This window comes from Promicromonospora sp. NPDC057138 (assembly GCF_042670845.1).
GTDB lineage: Bacteria > Actinomycetota > Actinomycetes > Actinomycetales > Cellulomonadaceae > Promicromonospora.
The window spans coordinates 3,650-25,623 of record NZ_JBHUUX010000006.1 but is presented as its reverse complement, the minus strand read 5'-3'; the positions used below and the strand labels follow the sequence as shown (position 1 = coordinate 25,623).

Annotated in this window: 20 protein-coding genes; 12 read left to right on the top strand and 8 right to left on the bottom strand. The window is 66.9% G+C overall.

From position 1 onward, the window contains the following. The first annotated feature begins 24 nt into the window (after positions 1–24). The 3 genes from ACFT2C_RS05960 (at position 25) to ACFT2C_RS05950 (ending at position 2,757) form a co-directional block, all read left to right on the top strand. Positions 25–1,086 carry a hypothetical protein gene (locus ACFT2C_RS05960; RefSeq protein ID WP_377206099.1) on the top strand — a complete coding sequence of 354 codons (1,062 nt, stop codon included), beginning with the start codon at positions 25–27 and terminating at the stop codon, positions 1,084–1,086. Between the two features lie 97 nt (positions 1,087–1,183). Beyond that, complete coding sequence (locus tag ACFT2C_RS05955; protein ID WP_377206098.1) at positions 1,184–1,993, top strand: endonuclease/exonuclease/phosphatase family protein; 810 nt, start codon at positions 1,184–1,186, stop codon at positions 1,991–1,993. Beyond that, positions 1,990–2,757, top strand: coding sequence for a GNAT family N-acetyltransferase (locus tag ACFT2C_RS05950; RefSeq protein ID WP_377206097.1), 768 nt, complete (start codon positions 1,990–1,992; stop codon positions 2,755–2,757). Before ACFT2C_RS05955 ends, ACFT2C_RS05950 begins: the two co-directional genes overlap by 4 nt. Positions 2,758–2,843: 86 nt before the next feature. Here the strand turns inward: ACFT2C_RS05950 and ACFT2C_RS05945 are convergent, their stop codons facing one another. Further along, complete coding sequence (locus tag ACFT2C_RS05945; RefSeq protein WP_377206096.1) at positions 2,844–3,131, bottom strand: hypothetical protein; 288 nt, start codon at positions 3,129–3,131, stop codon at positions 2,844–2,846. Positions 3,132–3,234: 103 nt separating this feature from the next. On the opposite strand from ACFT2C_RS05945, the gene ACFT2C_RS05940 reads away from it, so the two are divergent. Next, complete coding sequence (locus tag ACFT2C_RS05940; RefSeq protein ID WP_377206095.1) at positions 3,235–3,627, top strand: hypothetical protein; 393 nt, start codon at positions 3,235–3,237, stop codon at positions 3,625–3,627. A gap of 62 nt (positions 3,628–3,689) precedes the next feature. Here the strand turns inward: ACFT2C_RS05940 and ACFT2C_RS05935 are convergent, their stop codons facing one another. Further along, positions 3,690–5,069: a hypothetical protein gene (locus ACFT2C_RS05935; protein WP_377206094.1), complete on the bottom strand. Its 1,380-nt coding sequence runs from the start codon at positions 5,067–5,069 to the stop codon at positions 3,690–3,692. Between ACFT2C_RS05935 and ACFT2C_RS05930 the strand changes: the two genes are divergently transcribed. Together ACFT2C_RS05930 and ACFT2C_RS05925 are read left to right on the top strand one after the other, a co-directional pair. After that, complete coding sequence (locus tag ACFT2C_RS05930; protein WP_377206093.1) at positions 5,068–6,408, top strand: AAA family ATPase; 1,341 nt, start codon at positions 5,068–5,070, stop codon at positions 6,406–6,408. The genes ACFT2C_RS05935 and ACFT2C_RS05930 overlap by 2 nt on opposite strands. Next, positions 6,405–6,896 carry a hypothetical protein gene (locus tag ACFT2C_RS05925; RefSeq protein ID WP_377206092.1) on the top strand — a complete coding sequence of 164 codons (492 nt, stop codon included), beginning with the start codon at positions 6,405–6,407 and terminating at the stop codon, positions 6,894–6,896. Before ACFT2C_RS05930 ends, ACFT2C_RS05925 begins: the two co-directional genes overlap by 4 nt. Before the next feature lie 5 nt (positions 6,897–6,901). On the opposite strand, the gene ACFT2C_RS05920 is transcribed toward ACFT2C_RS05925, so the two are convergent. The 3 genes from ACFT2C_RS05920 to ACFT2C_RS05910 form a co-directional block, all read right to left on the bottom strand. After that, positions 6,902–7,459: a hypothetical protein gene (locus ACFT2C_RS05920; RefSeq protein WP_377206091.1), complete on the bottom strand. Its 558-nt coding sequence runs from the start codon at positions 7,457–7,459 to the stop codon at positions 6,902–6,904. 62 nt (positions 7,460–7,521) lie between these two features. Beyond that, the gene (locus ACFT2C_RS05915; protein ID WP_377206090.1) at positions 7,522–8,688 is read right to left on the bottom strand and encodes a hypothetical protein; all 1,167 of its coding nucleotides are present in this window, start codon (positions 8,686–8,688) and stop codon (positions 7,522–7,524) included. Next, positions 8,613–9,065, bottom strand: coding sequence for a hypothetical protein (locus ACFT2C_RS05910; RefSeq protein ID WP_377206089.1), 453 nt, complete (start codon positions 9,063–9,065; stop codon positions 8,613–8,615). Before ACFT2C_RS05910 ends, ACFT2C_RS05915 begins: the two co-directional genes overlap by 76 nt. Positions 9,066–9,301: 236 nt before the next feature. On the opposite strand from ACFT2C_RS05910, the gene ACFT2C_RS05905 reads away from it, so the two are divergent. From ACFT2C_RS05905 to ACFT2C_RS05890, 4 genes are all read left to right on the top strand, one after another. Further along, positions 9,302–9,859, top strand: a complete 558-nt coding sequence (locus ACFT2C_RS05905; RefSeq protein ID WP_377206088.1) for a hypothetical protein — start codon at positions 9,302–9,304, stop codon at positions 9,857–9,859. A 216-nt stretch (positions 9,860–10,075) separates the two neighbouring features. Then, on the top strand, positions 10,076–10,591 hold the full coding sequence (locus tag ACFT2C_RS05900) for a hypothetical protein (RefSeq protein WP_377206087.1): 516 nt from the start codon (positions 10,076–10,078) through the stop codon (positions 10,589–10,591). A 541-nt stretch (positions 10,592–11,132) separates the two neighbouring features. Beyond that, positions 11,133–11,588, top strand: coding sequence for a hypothetical protein (locus tag ACFT2C_RS05895; RefSeq protein WP_377206086.1), 456 nt, complete (start codon positions 11,133–11,135; stop codon positions 11,586–11,588). Positions 11,589–12,423: 835 nt separating this feature from the next. Beyond that, positions 12,424–12,969 (top strand): hypothetical protein, encoded by a 546-nt coding sequence (locus ACFT2C_RS05890; protein ID WP_377206085.1) that lies wholly within the window; start codon positions 12,424–12,426, stop codon positions 12,967–12,969. 10 nt (positions 12,970–12,979) lie between these two features. Here the strand turns inward: ACFT2C_RS05890 and ACFT2C_RS05885 are convergent, their stop codons facing one another. The 3 genes from ACFT2C_RS05885 to ACFT2C_RS05875 form a co-directional block, all read right to left on the bottom strand. Then, positions 12,980–14,461 (bottom strand): N-6 DNA methylase, encoded by a 1,482-nt coding sequence (locus ACFT2C_RS05885; protein ID WP_377206084.1) that lies wholly within the window; start codon positions 14,459–14,461, stop codon positions 12,980–12,982. Between the two features lie 121 nt (positions 14,462–14,582). Continuing rightward, complete coding sequence (locus ACFT2C_RS05880) at positions 14,583–15,893, bottom strand: hypothetical protein (protein WP_377206083.1); 1,311 nt, start codon at positions 15,891–15,893, stop codon at positions 14,583–14,585. Next, positions 15,890–18,664, bottom strand: coding sequence for a DEAD/DEAH box helicase family protein (locus tag ACFT2C_RS05875; RefSeq protein ID WP_377206082.1), 2,775 nt, complete (start codon positions 18,662–18,664; stop codon positions 15,890–15,892). Before ACFT2C_RS05875 ends, ACFT2C_RS05880 begins: the two co-directional genes overlap by 4 nt. Between ACFT2C_RS05875 and ACFT2C_RS05870 the strand changes: the two genes are divergently transcribed. Beyond that, positions 18,609–19,145, top strand: a complete 537-nt coding sequence (locus ACFT2C_RS05870) for an SLOG family protein (protein ID WP_377206081.1) — start codon at positions 18,609–18,611, stop codon at positions 19,143–19,145. The two genes, ACFT2C_RS05875 and ACFT2C_RS05870, sit on opposite strands and share 56 nt — an antisense overlap. 243 nt (positions 19,146–19,388) lie before the next feature. Continuing rightward, on the top strand, positions 19,389–21,974 hold a 2,586-nt coding region (locus tag ACFT2C_RS05865), incomplete at its 3' end, for a tetratricopeptide repeat protein (RefSeq protein WP_377206080.1).

The following is a 21,974-nucleotide window of genomic DNA, read 5'->3' as shown; positions in this document are numbered from 1 at the left end:
GCGTTCGCCCACTGGTTCCCGCTCGTGCCCCGCCCCCGCCCCATCGCGCTCCCGGTCGCCGAACGCATCGCCGCCCTCCAGGCCGCCGCGGAACGAGCCGGACAGGACCACGGCGACCTTCCCGCTGCCACCGCCGTCCTGAACAAAGCAGCGCTGCTGCTCAGCGATACCGGGCACCCCGATAACGCCCGCGATCTGTGCTGGCGTCAGTTCGACATCTTCCGCGAACACGCACCGCTACCTGGAACGCTGGCGACATGGGCGTTGCAACCAGTGGTCAACATCGCCCGCCTGCACATCCGCGACCAGCACGGCAAACAAGCCCACACCATCCTGCGCACCCTCCACCACGCCGCTACACACCCCGGCGTCGTTGTCATCGACGGAGTACCCATCGACCTGGGCCAGCTCGCCACACCCGACGCGGCACCCGAAGTCGCCCGCTTTACCTGGACCACCCTGCTCGCCGACGGCACACGAGCCCTGACAAGCGCCGGCCGCTGGGCCGAAGCAACCGCCTACGCCGAACAACACCACGGCGTCGGCGAACGACTCTTCGACGGCCGACAAGCCGCCATCCTCGCCCAGCTCGACGCCGGCGATCCCGACCACGCGCTTGGCCTGCTGGACGAGACCCGCATCGAGGAGCCCTGGGAACACGCCGTCGCAGCCTGCCTCCGCAGTATCTGCCTGACACGCTCCGGTCGGCCCGCGAGCCTGAGCCTGGACGACGTCGTCGGGCTTATCATCGCGCTCGATCCCGCACCGGCGCTCGTCGTCTTTCGGATCCGCGTGACCCTGCTCCTGCTTCAGCACACCAATGCTCGGCCCGGTCAACTCATCGGCGTCCTGGACAGCCTCGTCGCGCACGCCGACGGATACACCGCACGCGACCTCCTCGCCGCCGACGGCGTCCTCGCAACGCTCGCTGACGCCAACCGTCGGACACTCTCCGCGGTCCTGGACGCATCGGTGACACAAGCGGCTGTGGCGCTCGACGGCGTCGAGCAGATCATGGATGCCGCAGATACTGCGGAGCAGGCGTTGCGGCGGTCCCTTGGAGGAATGGCGCACCCGAACCCCTAACCCGAACGATGCCGCGTCTAGATCCAACGGCACGTGATACTCCTGCGACGCACGCAGGACAACGCACATCAACGAAGGGATGGTCCGCATGCGGGTAATGAGCTACAACCTCCTCAACGGTGGCCGAGACAACGGGAGTGACGAGCGGTGGCGCACCGCGGCCGAGGTGATCAACGACGCCGCGCCGGACGTGCTCGTGGTCCAAGAGGCTCGCGGCTTTGACGCGGATGGCGGGCGTTACTTGTACGCCGCCGAGCACGATCTGGGGATGCGTGGCCTGCTTGCGCTCGCGCCCAGCACCGGGCAACACACCGCCGTCTTCTTCAAGACCGAGATCCGACCGTTGCGCTTCGACCCGGACGCCGACCACTTCCACCATGCCCTGGCGCAGGTCATGCTCCTCGTCCCCGGCTTCGACCAGCCAGTCACGATCGCCAGCATGCACCTCTCACCGTTCAGCCCGGCCCTGCGGGCGGCCGAGGTGGGATGGCTCGCGGGCCTGGCCGCCCCCGACCTGTATACGGTCATCGCTGGAGACGCCAACTCCCTCGCGCCCGGCGATCCCGAGCCCGCCTGGGAAAGGTTGCCCACCCACCTCCGCGTTCGCCACCTCCAGCCCGCCGCACAGGGCCAAGCTCCGGCCGCAGACCGCTCCACGCTGGCGTATCTGCATGCTGCTGGTTTCATCGATGCCGCGGCCGCCCAAGGCCAGACAGCGACTCCGACCGTGCCCAGCGCGGGCTTCCCCAAGGCTGAGTTCGTCCCGTTCCGCTCCGACCACGCCCTGCTCAGCCCTCGTCTCGCGCCGGCATTGACTAACTATCGGGTCATCGACGATGCGCGCACCGCCACTGCCTCGGACCACCTGCCGTTCGTGATCGAGCTGGACCCGGATACCGTCCGATGAGCGTGCCACGCCACGCCGGACGGCACTCGATACGTCCAGACCTGGAAGCCGTCATACCGACATTCGGACTGCGGGTGCGCTGGGATGACTTGGAGCTGCGCCTGGCCGACGATCCCGAACTGCTCGCACTCGCCGAACTCGCCGCCGACGGCGTGCACGGCCCCGATGTCTCCCCGTTCTCGAGGCCCTGGGCCCAAGGCACGCGCGAAGAAGTCAGGCGAAGTGTCGTGACCCGTCAATGGATCCGCCGCGGTCGGATCGCTGTTGATGATTGGTCGCTCGCGCTCGGCGTGTTCCGAGACGGCGAGATCATCGGCACGCAGGCCGTCTCGGCGAAGGACTTCCAGGTCACCCGCTCCGGGCACACCGGGTCCTGGCTCGGGCTCCGGCACCAGGGCCAAGGCATCGGCACCAGGATGCGCCTCATGGCGTTGCACCTCGCGTTCGAGGGCCTTGATGCCGCAGAGATGCTCAGCGAGGCTTTCGAGGACAACCCTGCATCGAACGCAGTCTCGCGCCGACTCGGGTACACGGCGAACGGGTCCCGGGTCACGGCCCGCGAGGGGAACTCGGTGGTGGAGAAGGGCTACCGCATGACCCGCCAGCTGTGGGACGCGCGCCCCGAGAACTTGCGCCCCGAGATCATGCTTGACGGCCTCTCACCGGTCCGCACGTTCTTCGGAATCGATCGGCCGGATCACGCCGTATCTGAAGCCCCACCAGTCCCCGGCACCACAGGGGAAGACGAACACCGCGGACCATGACACGACGTCCGAGAGCTGGAACCGTTCGGATCCGGCACGTCTGCCGCCGAGGCGAACCGAGCGCGTCAGGACCGTAGCGTGCTGGGCTATGTCTCACGGATGTGATCGTGGTGCAGCCACAGTGTCTTGATGAATCGTCGGTCATCGATCAGCTCGACCTGCCTGAGGTCGCCCGTCTTGGCCAGGATGACGGTCTCAATCTCCTGGAGGCCGTCACGCTCCCACACCACCTGCGCGATCACGGAGTGCGATCCATGCCAAGCCTGCTCCACGGCCCGCTCGGGAATGAAGCACTCGTTGAGGACGCCCTGCCACAGATCACGATGCTCCGTCCAAGCCAGCAGCGAACGATCGATGGAAGCGCGGCCGGTCATGACATCAGTATGCACCCCGCGCTCGAACATCTGTTCCCTCAAAGCTATGTCAGTCCAGCAGGCTCGCCATTGACACAATCGAACGGTTGTTCGATGGTGAGGTGTGAGTCGCACCAAAAAGTCCAGATTCCGTGGCCTGTACGGGCACTACTCCGAAGCCGCGCGCCGAGGCGACTTGGCTGAGCTGCTCGACCTAGTCGCCGCCCCCGACCTGGACCTCGAGCTGCTTGCCGTGATCGCCCCCGGGATACGCGACAAGGATGCCGACGCACAGCTCATTCACCGCGTGCTGGACCACCCTGCCTGCAGCGAGGCCGTCGCAGCCCGGTATACGACCTACCCCGACCCGGACGTGAGGCTGCGCGTGGCCACGTTCCCGGGCATCGGCTCCTCCGCTCTGGAGATGCTCGCGGTCGACGCCGACGACCACGTCCGCGAGGTCGCCAAGCGCCGACTGGCCGCCACGGACGGCCGTCGTCCCGAGCGCCGCGCCTGACCGCCCCACGGCACGTTGATCAGGCGAGAGGTCGCGACCCTGCCGGGCTCGGTATCAGCGTGCTATTTCTCTACGATGGCAAGGCCCTCTTCGGGTGCCCCGGCAATCAGCACGTCCAGCGGAACCTCCCGCGCCGCCAACCCGAGGGCAGCGTCTCCGGCCCTTCGGGCTTCCGCCCTCTGTGTCCATCGGGTTGCCAACGTGTCCGTCCGGAACGGCAGGTATGGGGCATCCATGACGTAGAGCTCGCGGGCGGGCCGCTGCGCCACGGTCTCGATCAGCCGCGACAGGCGCCCTTTCCTGGTCGCGCCGGCGACGCGAACCGTGACCAGATCACGACCGGCGACCGTCTCGACGTGCACGGACAGCAACGTGGTCTCAACCCACTCGTCCCCGTCACCCGCCCGCGGGTCGACCAGCAACACCTGCTTGCCCGGCCGTAGCCGAAACGGGAGCGAGACCGACGCCGTGAACGAGTCCTCGTATAAGTTCAGCATCCGCAACCGAGAGACCGTACCGTCGAGTGTGCCCCGTTCCAGCAGAAGCGGGTCCGCTGTCAGGATCGCTCGCGTGGCGGCGTCGGCCGCCGCAGCCCGCCCGTAGACGGTCACCGCTGCTCGAAGCCCCCGGAATCGCGCGGCGGTCAGTGCAGCGGACTCGCTCCTGAACGCGTGCCCGGCCCACGTGGTGCTGGTGCTCCCGTCCCGTGCGCGTTTCGCGAGGTACCCGAGCAGTCCCGGTCCGCCCTCGCTCGGCGGGACGCCGAACGCCCGCTGCCACGACGCCAGCACGCCCCCATCCAGCCCAGCGGGAAGCCAGAAGCTCCGGGACAACGCACGGGTCAGGACCACCACCCGTGTCGAGGCCACAAGGCCGAGCGCGAGGTGCAGGCGGAACGGGAGCGAGCGCGCCATATCCCCTGCGCCTCCGGTGCCCACCCCTCGGCGTGCCCACGCTTCGGCAGCACCAATAACCCTGCGCATCGTCGCATCGTCGGGGACCACCAGCCGACGCGGGCGCTCCAAGTCCGGATAGACACCGCTGCCGCTCTCCTTGTCCTTCTCGGGCATCACGAGCGCCTTGTCGAGCAGGCGGGCGGTCAGCCTCGCGGAGCGGCCGGGCTCACCCAGCAGGCACGTGCGCAAGGTCCCGCGCCCGTCTGCCCACACCCCGACGTCGTCCACCGATCCTCCTACTGCCCCGCCCTGACCGAAGATGCCCGGCGCCCGTGTTCGCCGCATTGGCGTACCGGCGTCGCGGGCATCTGCGCGGCGTGCCGCGTCGTACTGCGCGATCGTCATGCCGCGCTTGGGATCGGTGGTCGTCATGTCGTGCGGATGTGCGGAATTGCAAGCCCGAAGAACCGCCGACGTGTCGGTGGCCAGCCGTGTGCCGCACATCCGGCACCTACTCCCCCGCACGACGACCCTGAGGATGACCATGGCTCTCGGCGCAAGCCTCGACGATCTCGGCATCGCGCTCCCCCGCGCGGAGGCGACGCAAACCAACTCGCACGCGGAGCCGGAAGCGGTTGCGCTCGTCCCCGGTTCTCCCCTGGCTCGGGTGCTCTATGAGATCTGGTCCGGCCGCCCCATCGTCTTGGTCGACTCTCCGCCTGGAGCGGGCAAGACCACGCTCGTCACGGACGCCGTCGCGCATCTCGCTCGACGCTCCGACATCCACGTCGTTGTCGCGGCGCCGACCCGTCGCGGCGCGATCGACCTGGCCGAACGGCTCGGCTCGGCGCTTGGCAATACCCCTGACGGCACCCCGCGTGTCGCACTCGGCTTGTCGCTCAAGCCCCATGAGGAGATCACCGAGCGGGTCGCTACGGAACTGACGCGGCAGACCGTCGTGGTCCGGACCCTTGCGTCCGCGCGGATGAACGCGCCGCGTTGCGAACTGTTGGTCGTCGACGAGGCATACCAAACCGTCTTCGCCGACGTGGCACTGGCCGCCGAGCGCGCTGACCAGGTCCTGCTCGTGGGTGATCCTGGCCAGATCGGCCCAGTAGAGCAGGCGAACACCTCCATCTGGGCGGGCATGGCTCTGGCCCCGCATCTGCGTGCGCCCGAGGTCTTCCGCCAGACCGACGACGCCTTCACCACCCGGCTTCCGTCGACCTTCCGGATTGGGTCTGACGCAGCACGCGCCATCGCGCCGCTGTACGACTTCGCGTTCGACTCCCGGCGTCCCGACCGCTGGGTCGAGTCGGGCGGGCAACGGCTCACGGAGATCGGTGCCACCCAGATCCCGCCCGCCGGAAACGACGGCGAGTTCGATCTCACCGTCCTGGACCAGGTGGCTGCCATCGCAGCCGGGTACGTCGGTCTCTGCCTGTATGAGGCCGTGCCCGACGGCGGCCCGAGTTCCCGCCCCATCGAGGCAACCGACGTCGCCGTCGTGGTAGCACGGTCCGGCCAGGAGGCTGCAGTCAGAGCGCTGATGCGGCGCACTGGCGGTGAGATGGACGGGATCACGGTTGGCACGGCCGACCGCCTGCAGGGCGGGCAGTGGCCGGTCGTTGTCGCACTCGACCCGCTCATCGGCGCCACCGACGCGGACGACTTCCGCGCGGGGCCCGGGCGGCTCTGCGTCATGGCCTCACGCCACACGACGCATCTGCAGTGGATCCACGACGTCCGCTGGAACGACCTGCTGGACGCGGCCGCCGCTGTCGACGACGATCGCCGCGCCGACGACGCACGCAAGGGGACCACGGTGCGGCGCGCCTTGTGCGCCCGACTGAGCGGCACGCCACCGCACACCATCCGGGCATGAACACGACCAGGCGTCCTCGTGGCGCACCTGACTCCACAGGTGGGCAGTTCGCTCCGACACATCGAGCCGACGCAGCAGTCGAGCTTCCAGCGCCCGTGGCTGACGCCCCGGCAGAGGACGTGGTCGCCGTCGACCCGAGCGTTCCGTATCCGGGCACATTGATGAACAGCATCAACGCCTCCCCTGAGGACACGGACAACCTGGGCTGGGCCTTGATCAAGGCCGGCGTCGATGCAGGGACCGACCCCAGCGGACGGCTCATGGACGATTGGTTCCAGACTGACTCCCCGCGGGAGGTCGCGCATGTCGCCACTCGAGCGCTCCTCGGCCGCGACGACGATCAGGTCGCCGAACTCGTCGCGGGAGATGACTGCCTTCGCCCTCGCGACAGCGGTCGCCGTGCGAGCTTCATGACCCACGAGCTAGCGGGAGCCGTCCGCTGGTGCGAGGATTACGCGCGGTCGCCCAGGGGCGAAGCCGCCCCGTGACCCGGCTATCCGAGCAGTGGCCACGCCGCGAGCGCACCGACGGCAAAGCCCCAGGCGAAGCCGGTAGCGACCTCGATCGGCTTATGTTCTCGCTGCGCGAGCCGCGCCGCGCCCACGATCGCCGCTAGCACAAGTAGCCCGACCGTAAGAGGCGGAACGATCTGTGTCATGACGCCTGCGATCACGCTCAGTGCACCGACGTGGATCGAAGCCCGTACCAAAGGGGTCACCGCCGTCAGTGCGATGACGCCGGCGACGCACGCGCTCAGCATCGCGATCAACAGGTCCGGCGCTCCCAGCAGAAATAGCGCCCCGACGGCGCTGACCTCCAGGACGACGACGCCGGCCATCGTGGCGAATCGCTGTGCCCGCGGGCGTACCCAGCGTGACTCCAGGACACCGCGCTTAGCCAGGGCGTGTACCAGGCCTGCCGGGATGAGCGCGCACAGCAGAAGTGCAGTCGCTCCGTAGGCGATAGCCACTCCAAGCCCGCGCTGAGGCAGCGTCGCGGCGATGCCCATCGCGACGACCGTGACGGATACGACGTTCGCTGGTTCGAACACCGTCGACACCCAGCGTGCCCACGCAGGCGCCGTAGACGGGCGAGTGTCACCGACCCGCGCGCTCATGCTCCAACCACCTGCTCTACGACGCGCTGGCGAGACTCCGGCGTCGTCCTGTCTCGGAATGCCCTACCGAGGCGGCGCAGCGCTTCGTCATCGGACAGCCAGGTGCTCCAGTCCTCGCTCCGTGCCGGCTGATCGTCCATGCCGCGCCGCGCCGCAGCGATGTCGATCTGGTAGGCGAGATGGACTTCGCGCGAGGCGTCCCCGACGGCTGCACGGACATGTTCGACGTCGGACACGCTGGAGTACCGCGCCAGAACCGCCAGAGCGTCCATGATCTCGATCGTGGCGTGATACTCGGCGAGGCCGACCCGCGACGAGTCCAGGCGGGTCTCGGCCACCGCCGAGGCGAGATGATCGTGCAACGCACGCAGGTCCTCTTGCCGTCGACGCCTGCGAACTATCGCGAGGACCAGGTGCCCAATACCGCCGATGCAGAGCAGAACGGTGGACACCGTGATCAGCGCATTCGCAGTCTGCCCAAGGGGCGACTCACGCGCGTGCGAGCTTCCCGATGCGTGATTGATCAGGGAGACGACTGCCCAGGCGGTTCCGCTCGCAGCCCCGAGTACGGCGATCGCCATGCCCCACCCGTACCGCAAGCCGTGGGCTCTGCTCGCGCGCAGCGCCGACACACCGAACGCGCCGGCCGCCAGCCCGCCGGTCACGCAGTAGATCAGCCAGTACAGCGCCATCCACGGCTTCTGGCTGGTCTGATTGGTCAAGTCGTCGTTGGTCCACGGGTCGTTCGCGATGAACAGCACGAGCATCGCAATCGCTGCAGCAGCCGCGGAAGCCCACAGCAGCAGAAAGTTGGTCCCGCGGCCTGTCAACGCAGTGTGGACCCAGGCGATGATCGCGACGGCACCGACGGTGAACGTGAGGTGCTTGACGACTTCGTACGTCGCCGACGGCGCCTTCGCGATGAGTAGCTGCTCGACGGGGTCCAGGCGTGCCAGTGAAGCGACCGCAAGGAAGCTCAGACCGACCGGGAGCGCCGAGTCACCACCGTGTGCCTTGCGGCTTCGCAGCGCAGTGACCACCGCGGCGGCGGCGAAGAACAGGAACCCGAGCAGCGTAGCCGCCGCACTCACGAGAACGTGCCCATGGCCGTCAGGCGTGCCGCGACACCCCCGCCGGACTGGATCGACATCATGAGCGTGCACGCCAATGACTCGACGCGGTGCTCTGTCGGATCGTCGTATCCCGTGCGGTTGGCACTGTTGCGCTCCTGGCGCGGATCGTCCACAGCCTCCAGGATGTGCATCAGCTCGTGAGCGACGATGAACTCTCGGTGCCGGGGGCTGAGAGCCGACTCGGAGTTCACGATGATGCGATCGCATCCGGGGAATCCGAGCCACATGCCGGAGAGCCCCTCACCCAATGGTTCGTCGATGACCTCGATCCGGTGCGCACGCAGGTCCCTGACGATGTGGATCGCTTCATCGAGCGATCGCGCCGTATCGAGCCCACTCGCCACCAGCGTGGCGTACTCGTAACCCTGGGCACCTCTGCTGCGGTCTGTTCGGTCTGGCTTCACCACTGCCCCTCCCCCACGTGCCGAGCTGCGATGGGGGATCACCCTGGCTACGAGGTTTCACCCACCACTCACAGATTCTCGCTCAGATTGGCGGCGCATGCGCGTCAACTGACGGAATACATCTGTCGGTGTGTCCCGTGGGGAACGTGACACCGGCCCAAGCCGCACATCCACGCGGCATGACGATCACTGCACTTCGCAAGCTCGCCGGCGCCCCCGACTCGAGCGGCGGGCAGTTCATGGCCGATGCACGTCCCGAGGCTTCGTCGATCTCGCTTGCCCCGTACGACCCTGAGCAGGAGCTGCCCGACGACGCGATCCTGCGCGCGGCCGACACTCTGCATTCCCTGCTCGGCAGTGACGCCCGCGACAAGTTGATCAAGAGGCTGCTCGCCGCTCGGGCAGCAGAGATGGAACACCGGGGCATGGGCGCGAACGTGGCAGCAGACGCACACGTCCCCGACGACTACCAGTTCGACACGGCGCTGCCAGTCTGGCCTGACGACCTCCTGCTACCCGAGGTGACCGCCGTTGAGCAAGGGCTGAACGGCGTCGAGATGTACGTCTCCGTCGATCGACGCCACGCGGTCGTCAGGCAAGAGCACAACGGCGGGGTAGCCGTCGCGTGGGGTGCCGAGGACGACGCCGGCCCGGAGTTCACGACTGAGCAGCTGGAATCGGTGACCGCCTACCTGCGGGCCTTGTACGACCGCGCGGACCAGCTGACCGTGGAGGTCGAGTCCTTCGCCTTCGACAGTGTCCGCGAGAGGATCGCGAGCATGCTCGACCAGGGATGACACCTCGTACACCAGGTCGGCGAAGCATTGCAGCTCAGCTATCGGGTTCGCACTCCTTAAGGCCGTGTTTCCCAACCCCGTCCGATACACGGCCGAGCGTTCGGGAGGCTGGCGTCGAAGCGACGACGCAGCAGGCACGGCTTGACTACGCTGGTGCATCTGAGGTTCGTCAAAGCTGCCTTGACGAACCTCAGATACGCCAAGTGAACTTGACGCATGGCGGACGACAATGATGTGACGGCACCGAACCCCCACCAGTTCGACATACTCCGGCTCGAAGAGCTCACACACGCGGTTGACCCTCGAGAGATTCCCGGAGAGCCGGAGTACCTACGTGCCGCTGGGCCCATCGCCAGCCAGTACCTCGAGGTGTGGGAGACCTACGAAGCGCGGGCCAGGCACGCCCGGGCACTCGAACGACCGAGGTGGTATCCGGACCCGGCCGCCGATGCTGCCCTACGTCGTCGGCTCGATGACATGCCCAGGGTGCCTGCGCTCTACGCGCTGGGCGCCAACGCCGCCGTCGTCCAATATCTGATCGACGGCCGTTGGCAGGCCATGCAGGCAGCGCGCGAGGACGGCGCCACCTGGGAGCAGATCGGCCGGGCACTGGGGATCACCGAGCAGGGCGCTCAGGATCTCTATAAGCAAGGAGGAACCGACCAGGACACGACTCCTTCTCCTGAGCCCGATCGTGAACCGACCCCCGACGAGCACACAGTGCCGGAGTAGGCGAGTTCGTCGTCGCAACCCCGTACGAGGGCGAAACTTTCACCGGCGTGACTCTGGAGGACGAGCCTGCCAGGCTAACTGATGGTGAAGACGAGTAGATCTGCCAATCGGCACGGGTCGCCTACGTCCGGGCCAGGACCATTCACTCCCGCGCATCGCAGCAGATCGGCGGGCAGCTCGCCGGCATCGCGAGCGGGACCAGCTAAGGGGCTGCCCCGCACTTCACCGGTCCATGGACCCCGACACGAACCAACGACCCGTGGATGCACCCGGCGCTGAAGCACCCGCTGGTCCCGGCGCCGTGACACCGGTTGATCCCGAGATCTCGCCAGCCCTGGCCAAGGATCGTCACCCGCGAGCCATCCAATGCTGCCCAGAGGTCGAGTACGACTCCGCTCTGCGCTGCGCCCGCGCCGCCGGCCACCGCGGCCCTCACCGGATGCGACCGGTTCGATCGGCGGTCCGCAAGCCTCGATGGTGACACTGACCCGCCGCCCGCATGAGCCCGGTATCCAGAATCCCAACCGCACTCCACCCAAGCATGAACACGTCCGTTCCCTCGCGGCAGCCGGCCGGGTCGCCTGACTCCACCGGCGGCCAGTTCGCACCGTCCCCGCTGCCCGAGCCGCAGTTCGCCGTTGATCACCTATCCAGCACGTCGGCCCTTCCGGCAGCCGACGTCCCCGCACTGCGCAACGCTCTGGAACATGCCGGCATCTATCCCGTCGCCGACCCCTGGGGCGGCATCCCAGGCGCAGACGACTACTGGTCGGACGACGTCGTCGAGACCACTACGACAGCCGTCACGGCGCTTCTCGGTCACCCTGATCCTGAGATCGTGGAACGCGTCGCAGCCGACACCGAGTGGTGGACGTCCGACCGGCTAGAGATCGGTGTCCACTTTGATGTGAGTGAGCTCGCCCGGGCAGTGCGTCACTATGCAGCGCCGTCTCCGCCATCACTTGCGACGATCGACCTGAACACAGACCATCGCTGATTCGCGACCAGGCCCGGAGCGTCTTCCTGGAATCGCGCGCCCTCTACCAGCTCGCCGAATGCAAGACCCTCGCAACCTAGGTGCTGGCCGAATACCCTGACGCTGCCTACCTCACCCTCGAGGACTCCGACCAGCCCGGCGGGACCTGGCTCACCGGCGACGTGATCGGCACCAATGGCCACGTCCTGGGCGACCTCGAAGCGCTCGATGACGAGCATTGGGGTGCGATCGACGATCTGCCGCCCCACCCGCCCGGGCGGGAGCGCGCTGATGGCCAGTTCCAGCCCGACACCCGGTTCGACTTCAGAAAGTGGCGCGGAGCACACCGGGACGGAGCGCAAAGACCCACGCGCCGCCGCAGTCCTCGACCTACGAGCGGGCCTGTGACGCCGGCGGCCCAGGTTCCAGCCGAAGTCCCAGCGGCGCGCAAGCCAAGTCGGTCAGGCGCACTGCTCGCCTCGAGTGCTGCTGCGACAGCCTTGAGCTCAGCCAGCACCTCGGTCAGGTCCTCGACGATCTCGCGGGCGATGATCTCAGCGCTGGCGAGTTGTCGAAGTCTTCGATGGACGCGTCGCGCGGCCACGTGATGTCGCAATTGACCTTGTACCGGCATTCAGTGCGTCGTAGCTGAACGACTTGAACCGCTCGAACTCGACACTCGGCTTGCACTCAAGCGTAGAGACGTCCGCCGATTTGAGAGGGCGGTTGATCGACCGCATCAGACATCTTCCAGTCCGCGATTCCCACTTTGGTCGCCTGGTCAGCACGAACACGCGTCCCCGCGCAACAGTTCCCAATTCTTACACTCACCGCCGCCTCCTGGCAGGATCAGCGCATGACGTCCTATCTGCTCGTGGTCGGCGACCGCGAGGCGCTCGGCTGGATTCTCACGGAGGGCCGCACTGCGTTCCCTAGCACGCGTCGTTCCGAGGTCGCCGCGCTTGAGGAGGGCGACGAACTGTTCCTGTATACAACCCGCACCTGCTTCAAGAATCCCGGCCGCGATCGTGGGCGGGTCATCGGCACTGCAGCCGTCCTCGGCCCGGCCGTCCCTCTCGACAAGCCGGCGAGGTTCGGCGACCGTGAGTTCCCGATCGGCTGCAATCTGAGTATCGGTCCACTGACCCCTCTTCGCGAGGGCATAGAACTTGCGCCGCTGGTCGACGAGTTGGATGCCTTCGGGCGATCTGTGCACGCTTGGTCCGTCCGGATGCGCCGCCCCCTTGTTCGGCTCTCGGCCAGCGATGCAAGCCTCCTGCGCGGCCTCCTTGATGAGGTACCGCCTTCCGACAGCATCGACGCCTACACCCGCTGGTGGTCGCAACACGGCGGCACGGCCGACACGCCCAAGGACTCGTCAGGTCCCTCTGCTCGCCTTTGACCTGGTGGCGTCATGCAGGCGCACTGTTAGCCTCTAGCGCCGCAGCCACGGCTTCGAACTCAACTAGCGCCGCAGTCAGGTCCTCCACGATCTCGCGGGCAATGATCTCAGGCGCCGGCAGGTTGTCGAGGTCCTCAAGAGACTCGTCTCGCAGCCAGGTGATGTCGAGGTTGACCTTGTCCCGTGCGATCAGCTCGTCGTAGTCGAATGCCCTGAACCGCTCGGACTCGACACGCTCCTCACGCGACTTTTCCGGGACATAGCAGGCGACGAAGTCGTCCAGGTGGGCTCGGGTCAGCGGGTTCTGCTTGAGCGTGAAGTGCTTGTTGGTCCGCAGGTCGTACACCCACAACTTCTGCGTCCATGGCTCCTCGGACGCGGGCTTCTTGTCGAAGAACAGCACGTTCGCCTTCACACCCTGGGCGTAGAAGATCCCGGTGGGCAGGCGCAGCATCGTGTGCAGGTCGAAGTCATTCAGCAGCCGGCGCCTTAACGCTTCACCAGCACCGCCTTCGAAGAGCACGTTGTCCGGCAGGACGACGGCAGCGCGCCCGTTGATGTCCAGGATCGTGGCGATGTGCTGCAGGAAGTTCAGCTGCTTGTTGGACGTCGTGACCGTGAAGTCCTGCCGCTCGATCTCCCGGTCCTCACTCGCCTCCTGGCCATCGGCCCCGACGTATCGCAACGACGACTTGGTCCCAAATGGCGGGTTGGCCAGCACCACCGACCACCGACGCCCCGGGTCTGCGGTCAGGGCATCCTTCACCTCGATCAGCGACTCACCATTGGCCTCACCGATGCCGTGCAGCAGCAGGTTCATCGCCGCCAACCGCGCCGTCCCGTCGACCAGTTCGACGCCATGGGCGAACCCATTGCGCAGGTGGTCCCGCTCCGGCGGCGTCATCGACTCCGCACCCCGGGCCGCGAACTCGTGCGCAGACAGCAAGAACCCGCCCGTACCGCACGCGGGGTCCACCACCGTGTCCGCGACGGTGGGCCGCACGCAGTCGACCATCGCCGAGATAATCGACCTGGGCGTGAAGTACTGCCCCGCCCCAGAGCCCTTGTCCGAGGCACCCTTAGCCAGCAGCGACTCGTACGCGTCGCCCTTGATGTCAGTGCCGGCCTGCGACCACTGCTCCTTGTCGATCAGATCGTGAATCAGCCGCTTGAGCTTCGCTGGGTCCTGAATCCGGTTCTGCGCCTTGCGGAAGATCGTGCCCAGCGTCCCCGGCTGCTTACCTAGCCCCTGAAGGATCTGCGTGTAAACCAGCTCCAGCTGAGCGCCCTCGGCGTCCAGCAGCCTCTGCCACGAGAACTCCTCCGGCACGACCTGTTCTGGCTTCAGCTTCCGCGTCGCCCGCTCGTGCGCCATCTTCAAGAACAACAGGAACGTCAACTGTTCGGTGTACTCGATGACGCCCACACCGTCGTCCCGCAGCACGTGCGCGTACGACCAGATTTTGTCCACCAACCGGCGAGCGTCAGCCACGGCTCTTCCTTTCTCCATACGGGGATATCCCGCGACCGTCGTGCATTGCGCCGTTACTGGACACCACGATTCTCCCAGTCTGTATAGCTCACGCCATCGGCAGTTGCCCAACTTCTACCGCTCACCAGAGCATGGCCTCTTTCTGCCCAACGACGGATACGAGTTCGGGCTCCACCGTCGCCGACGTCTCGTCTGCCAGTTCCAGATCCGAAAACCGGCCCGTCAGACGTCCTGAAAACGCGGCCGCCAGCAGTGAACGACGCAGGTTGGCACTTCTCCGTTCCGCGGCATCGAGGGCGCGCTCCATGCCTCTACTGGACCTGACTCCCTTTTCGATCGCATCAATGACAGCGGCCTGTTCGTCCTCCGAGGAGTTCGGGACAGACACCGACAGCAGAGCCTTCTGGGAGATATTGTGCATCGACTCCTTGGTCCCCGTCGCAAGGGCGGTGATCTGGTGTCGCACACGTGGTGACTGCAAAACCTCGTTCAACCACTTCGCGTTCACGCCCGGCCTGGGCACCAGCCGAAGGCTCTTGTCGCTCAATAGCAGCCGCGACCGAACGTCTCCGACAAGTACGCTGGCCCCGACGTATGCGGCCGTGTTCGCACGGCTCACCAGCAAGTCGCCAGGAAGGATCTCGTACCGGGCGTCGGCCTGGTCTGCGGGAATGCGCTTGTTCTCGTGCGCCCGGAACTCACCCCACGTCATCGCACTTACCTTGATGACCCCCCACTCATCAGGACCGGCTGGTGGAGCCGCGCCGCCAAGTGACCTGCCGGCCCCAACTCCACTGACCATCCGCGCTAACGGCACCATTGGGCTGCCGGGGGCGTCTACCGCCTGTTGGCGCAACGACCTTTGGTACGCAACGAGCCGACGAGCTGAGGTCGCAATCCCGTTGTCCGCGGCATCGAGGCGGGAGAGGTGGTCTTCGAGGATCTCGACGATCCTCTGTTCCTTCTCCGCTCCAAAGCGCGGGACCCGGAACTCACGAATATCTCGCAGAGTCACATGTGGCAGTTGCGTGCCCGTGGCCGCGCGCCTGAGATGACTCACAAATTCGGGACTGCTGAGCCAGTAGCTCAGGTATCGCCCGTCGACCTTTAGCGGCCGTATCCGCGCAACACGCTGCACCAGGAGCGCTGGGAGGTCCTCAGCCCGTGCGGTCGCGAGTTTCAGCCCTGCGGAGATGATCGGGCGGTCCATCCCAAGAATGAGATCGCCCGGTTGAACGAGAAGGTGTTCGTATCCTGCAAGAAGCCCATCTGGCCAGGTCCGTGTCTTGGTCCAACGCAACGCACCGGGCTCGATGTTCTCACCGCGCAGAAGCCGGATCCCCTCTCCTGGCCCCTTGAAGTCACGACTGGTGAACGCTGGGCCCGAAACCACCTCGCAGATATCGCTGACCGCATCTGCCCGAACTGTCACGCCGTCAGCTCCTTGTTGAGTTCCTCGAGCAGTTCGCCAGCGCCGTCACCGAGATCGCGCAGCGCGCCGTCGACGCCGCCCCGATCGGTGAAGGGTGCTTCGTCGAGGTCGTCGGCGGTGATGCCGGCGGAGTTGGAGATCACGTCGACCATGCGGTCGAGCCACCACCTTTGCGTGTCAGAGAACCTGGTCCCGGCCTGCTCCTGAGCAAGGAGCCACCCGGAATAGCGAGAGGCGACTAGCTCCGCGTAGGGCACGAGCTCGTCAATAGCTCCGAGCGTAAACCTGACCAGTGACACAACGTCGGTCAGCCGCGACCTGTCCCTGTGTCGGACCCTGCCAGCGTCAACCTGCTCGTAGGCGGCCCAGATCAGGTCCGGGGTCCAGTTGTGCGGGGGCCGGGCGATGCGGTCAGCGAGTTCCTTGATCGCGGCGAACGGCACACCTCCAGCCTTGGCCTCGTCCAGGATCTGGATCGCTGTGATCTCGTCGCGGTGCTCATTCAGGTACTCCGTCCACGACTCGACGACCGACCTAGCGCGATCTGGGTCCACCACGCCATGCGCATCGAGTAGCACGTCGGGCGTGACCTCGTCGATGATCTGGTCGTGGCTGCGGCGCATCTCCAGGATCCGGGCGCGCAGCTCCGGGTTCGCGGCCAGCGGTTCGATCGCTCTCTCGATCAGGTCATCGACAATCGCATTCGGGTCGCTTCCAGTGCCTGCGGCTTCGACCGCGGCAGCCTGCATGTCGGGGTCGACGGCGTCGACAAGGCCACGCACCACCCGCTTGAGCGGAATATCGGTGAGAGCGTTGAGCTCGGTCCGCTCGCCGTCGGACAACTGCAGCTCCAGCGCCGCCAGTCGCGAGGCCAGGGTGGCCACCTCGGACTCCGTGATCGTCAGCGATGCGGCCTTCTTCAGCAGCTTGTCGAGGGACGCGCTCCGGTCCCGGTTCAGAGGCGGCTCTACGAAGTCGTGCTCGGTGACGCCGACGGCATCGACGATCACGAACCGCGTCTTGGTCGTGGCGGCAGCGTCGGGAGTGACAGCCTGGAAGTCGGCCGCGGCGATCGTGCGGGCACCGCGGCCCTTCATCTGCTCGAAGTAGTGGGCCGTCTTCACATCTCGCATGAAGAACACGCACTCCAGCGGCTTGACGTCCGTACCAGTGGCGATCATGTCCACCGTCACGGCGACACGCAGCTTCGCCGACGTGCGGAACGCTTGCAGGGCAGCCTTGGGGTCGCGGGCGTTGTAGGTGATCTTCGCGGCGAAGTCGTTGCCCTTGCCGAACACCTCGCGCACCGTGGTGACGACTTGCTCGGCGTGGGCGTCGTCCTTGCAGAAGATCAGCGTCTTCGGCACCGCCGACCGTCCGGGGAAGATCTCCGTGAAAAGCTTCTCGCGGAAGGTCTCCAGGACCAGGCGGATCTGGTTCGGGTTCGTCACCGCACGGTCGAGCTGGGGGCTGGTGTACTCCACGTCCTCGTCCAGGGCCTCGATGCGCTGGACGCGGGTGCGGCGGTCGATCTTGGGGACCACCATCCCGGCCGGGAGCAGGCCACCCTGCTCGGTGACCTGGGTCTTGATGCGGTAGATGTCGAAGTCGACATTCACGCCGTCGGACACCGACTCCTGATACGTGTATTGCGAGACCAGGTTCTGGCGGAAAAATGCGAACGTCTGCTTGCCTGGCGTGGCCGTGAGTCCGACGACGTGGGCGTCGAAGTAGTCCAGCACCCCACGCCAGACACCGTAGATGGAACGGTGGGCCTCATCGACGATGACCAGGTCGAACGTCTCGGGTGGCAGATCAGAGCTGTACTGAACCGTGACCGGCTTGTCGGGGACGAATTCGTCGAGCTGTGGGTCGTCAGAGTCGGGGACGTCCTTGCCGCGCAGCACCGAGTGCACGCGCTGGATCGTAGAGATCACGACGTTTGAGCTGGCGAGCATGCCAGCTCCAGTGAGCTTGTCGACGTTGTAGATCTCTGCGAACCGACGCCCGTCGTCCGGGGTCGTGTAGTTCTGGAACTCAGCGAGAGTCTGGTCGGCCAGGTTGTTGCGGTCCACCAGGAACAGCACCTTGGAGAACCCGCCATGCTTCAGCAGTCGGTAAGCGAGGGTGACCGCAGTGAAGGTCTTGCCGGCACCGGTCGCCATCTGCACAAGGGACCGATCGAATCTCTGCTGCGAGAGCGACTGCTCGGTGTTGTTGATCGCCTCGACCTGCGCCGGCCGCAAGAGCGTTTCGTCCAACGGCGGCATCGCCCGGACCTTTGCCCGCCATGTCGACTCGCCCGGCGACTCGTCAGCAGCACGAAGGAAGCGAGCCAACGCCGCCGGCTTCGGGAAACTGAAAACCTTCCGGGCGCGCGGGTCCGGATCCAGGCCATTGGTGAAGTGCGTCTCCGTGCCAGACGCTTCGAACACGAACGGCAGGCGGTCCTCAACCAGGGTGGCGCGCTTGCGGTGCTGTTCCGGCAGGCCGGTGGCGTACATCGCGGACTGCCACTCCACACCGGACAGCGTGGTGCCCACCGGCTTAGCCTCGATCACCCCAACTACACGACGGTCCACGTACAGCAGGTAGTCGGCGCGGCCATGCCCCGCCGCCATGATCACCTCGCGAACCGCGATTCCCTGGCCGGCGAACAGGTTCAGCGCACTGCCGTCCTGAACGATCCACCCGGCGGCCTCGAGCTGGGCGTCGATGCGTACACGGGCGCGGGCCTCCGCCGGAAGGCGGGAATCATCATCGGCTGCCACGTCCGCGAGTCTACGGGGCGCCCAACCTGAACACCCTGGTCAACGCACCATACGCACTGCTGTCACCCGGGTGAAACCGAGCGCGTCGGGCACCGCACATCGACATGTCATGAGCGTTCCATCGCGGGTTGTAGTCGGCACACCCCCAGCAACGGTCGCCGAGCCGGCGGTGCCCGGGTCGGCCGACCACCGCCGTTCGGCAGCACGGGTGCTCGTGACCGGATCGCGCGACTGGTCGGACGAGGGCACGATCCGGTCAGAGCTGCAGGCATGGTGGAACGAGAACGGCCGACCCTGTGATGCGGTACTCGTCCACGGTGCCTGCCGGACTGGGGCCGATGCGATCGCTGACCGCATCTGGTCAGCCCAAGGCCTTCCAATCGAGCGCCACCCCGCCCCGTGGAACGCGCTCGACGGCCAGGGCCAGCGGCTCGGTCGCCGTGCCGGACCGATCCGGAACCAGCAGATGGTGCGTATGTAGGGAGTCCATCGAGTTGTCCCTTCTGCGGCGTTGTTGTCACCCAGTCGGTGGCCGTAGGGCCACAGATGGCCCAGGTCTCGAAGGGCTGCTGGCGCGGAGCGTGCATTGAAGTTGTCGCTTTCCTCGGTCATGAGCGGTTCTCTTCGTGTCGTGGGGCGCGGTGAGATCCCGAGGTGTCCTTGGGCTTGGGCGGCATTGGTCCCGTCCAAGAGGTGTGAGCGACCTGCCGGATGGGTGTGCAAGATGGGCTTCCTGCAGCCGAGGGCCCAGGGGCTCATTTCGGCGTCCCGCGTTTCGCGATGGTTGTTGCTGGTCGTGGCGATGGGCGTGGCGCTACGGTTGCTTGCCATGCGGCCATTGCGTCACGCGCGTTTCGGGCGTCAGCTCACCGTGTGGGTTCCGGTCGCTGTCGCGGTCGGTGCCGCGGTCTGGCTCGGCCTGCTTGCGCTGGTTCCCGAGGAAGCTCCGCCGATCGTCGTGGCGGCAGTTGCTGTCGCCACTGCGGGACTGACCTGGATCGTCGAGCAGCCGTTCGAGCGGTCCAAGAAGCGGCGTGAGGACGAGGAACGCGGTGCCGAGGACGCCCGTCGGGAACGGGAGGCTGAGGCCGCCCGGGCCGAGGCCCGCAGGACCGAGCTTGCCCGGCGCCAGGTGCGGGTTCCCGCGGGTCCGGCGTCCTTGCTGTCACCAGCCCGCAGACTGGTCCCGTTCCTGGGACGTGACCGGGATCTTGCCGATCTGGTTGTTTGGTGCACGACGGCTGATCCGCGTTACCCGTCGGATGTGGGGTATCGGTTGATCACGGCTGCTGGTGGTGTCGGTAAGTCGCGTCTTGCCGTTGAGCTCAAGGGTGCCCTTGCCGACCTGCCTCTTGATGTTGGGCCCCGCTGGCAGTCGGTGACCGTCGGTCGGGACCAGGAGGCCGGGTTCGTCGCCGACGCGCGCGACGCTTACCCGGACCAGCCGCTGCTGGTCGTAGTCGACTACGCCGATGCCCGGCCCTACCTGAGGGGCCTGCTGGAGGAAGCTTTGGACGTCGACGGTACTGTCCGCGTCTTGATGCTCGCCCGTACCGCGGGTGCCTGGTGGGGCGAGCTGACCGGTGTTCCCGGCGACCTCGGGGCGCTCCTGGCCCCAGCGTGGGCTGGGGCCGATCTGGCCGATGTGGATGTATCCGCACGGGTACTTATCGATGCCGCGGCGCAGGCGTTCGCCGGTGTCTTGGACCTGCCGGTACCCGTCGTAGGCGTCACCGGTGCGGAGGGAGCCCGCGCCCTGGATCTGACGGCTGCGAGCCTGGTAGCCGTCCTGCGTCAGGACGGGCCCGGGTCCGGTGCGGAACAGGAGACCGTCAGCGTGGCGGACGTCCTGGACGAACTGCTGCGTCACGAGGCCGGGCACTGGGAGACCACCGCCCGGTCGGCCGGTTTGGGCGTGTCGCTGACCGGACCGATGCGCGAGGTCTTGCTTGCTGCGGTCGCACTCCTCGGCGCTGACGACCAGGAACAGGCGACCGAGCTGGTCGTACGTGTGATGCAGACCTTCAGCGGGCAGGGCCCCAGTACTGACCTGCCCGACTCCGAGCGGGTCGCGTTCTGGCTGAAGTCGACCTACCCATCCACCGACCCCCACAGGTGGGTCGCCCCGCTCCAGCCGGACCGCCTCGCCGAGCACCTCATCATCACGACCCTCCAACACCCAGACGATCACACCGGCCAGCGACGCAAGGCGGCCCTGCTGGAGAACCTCGCCGCCGCACAGGCAGTCAACGCGATGACCGTGCTCGCCCGCGTCGTTACTGACGCTGCCCGTCACGACCACCACGCCACGATCCGTGACCTGGCCGACGACCTCGCCGCCCACCTGCCCGCCGACGCCACGACCCTCCAAGCTGTCGCTGCCGCGATCCCCTACCCGTCAGCCCGCATGGCGCCGACCGGCCTGCTCCTGGCCCAACGGCGGCTCGAGCTTGCGCGCGGCCACCCAGAGAACGAGCTGGACTTCGCCAGGTCGCTGACCAGCCTCGGCACCCAGCTCTCGGGGGTCGGGCGTGTGGTGGAGGCGGTGTCGGCCACCGAGGAGGCCGTGGCCACCTACCGGCGTTTGGCCGAGGCCAACCCCGACCGGTACGAGCCCGATCTCGCCAGGTCGTTGAGCAACCTCGGCGTCTCGCTCTGGGAGGTGGGGCGTGTGGTGGAGGCGGTGCCGGTCATCGAGGAGGCCTTCGCCGCCCACCGGCGTTTGGCCGAGGCCAACCCCGAGCAGTACGAGCCCGAACTCGCTACCTCGCTGAGCAACCTCGGCGTCCTGCTCTCGGAGGTGGGGCGTGTGGTGGAGGCGGTGCCGGTCACCGAGGAGGCCGTGGCCACCTACCGGCGTTTGGCGGAGGCCAACCCCGACCGGTACGAGCCCGAACTCGCTGCCTCGCTAACTAACTTCGGCAAGGACCTCTGGAAGGTGGGGCGTGCGGTGGAGGCGGTGTCGGCCACGGAGGAGGCCGTGGCCACCTACCGGCGTTTGGCGGAGGCCAACCCCGACCGGTGCGAGCCCGAACTCGCTGCCTCGCTGAGCAACCTCGGCGTCCTGCTCTCGGGGATGGGGCGTGTGGTGGAGGCGGTGTCGGTCATCGAGGAGGCCGTGGCCACCTACCGGCGTTTGGCGGAGGCCAACCCCGACCGGTACGAGCCCGATCTCGCCAGGTCGTTGAGCAACCTTTGCCCCAACCTCTCGGGGATGGGGCGTGTGGTGGAGGCGGTGCCGGTCATCGAGGAGGCCGTCGCCACTCACCGGCGTTTGGCCGAGGCCAACCCTGACCGGTACGAGCCCGAC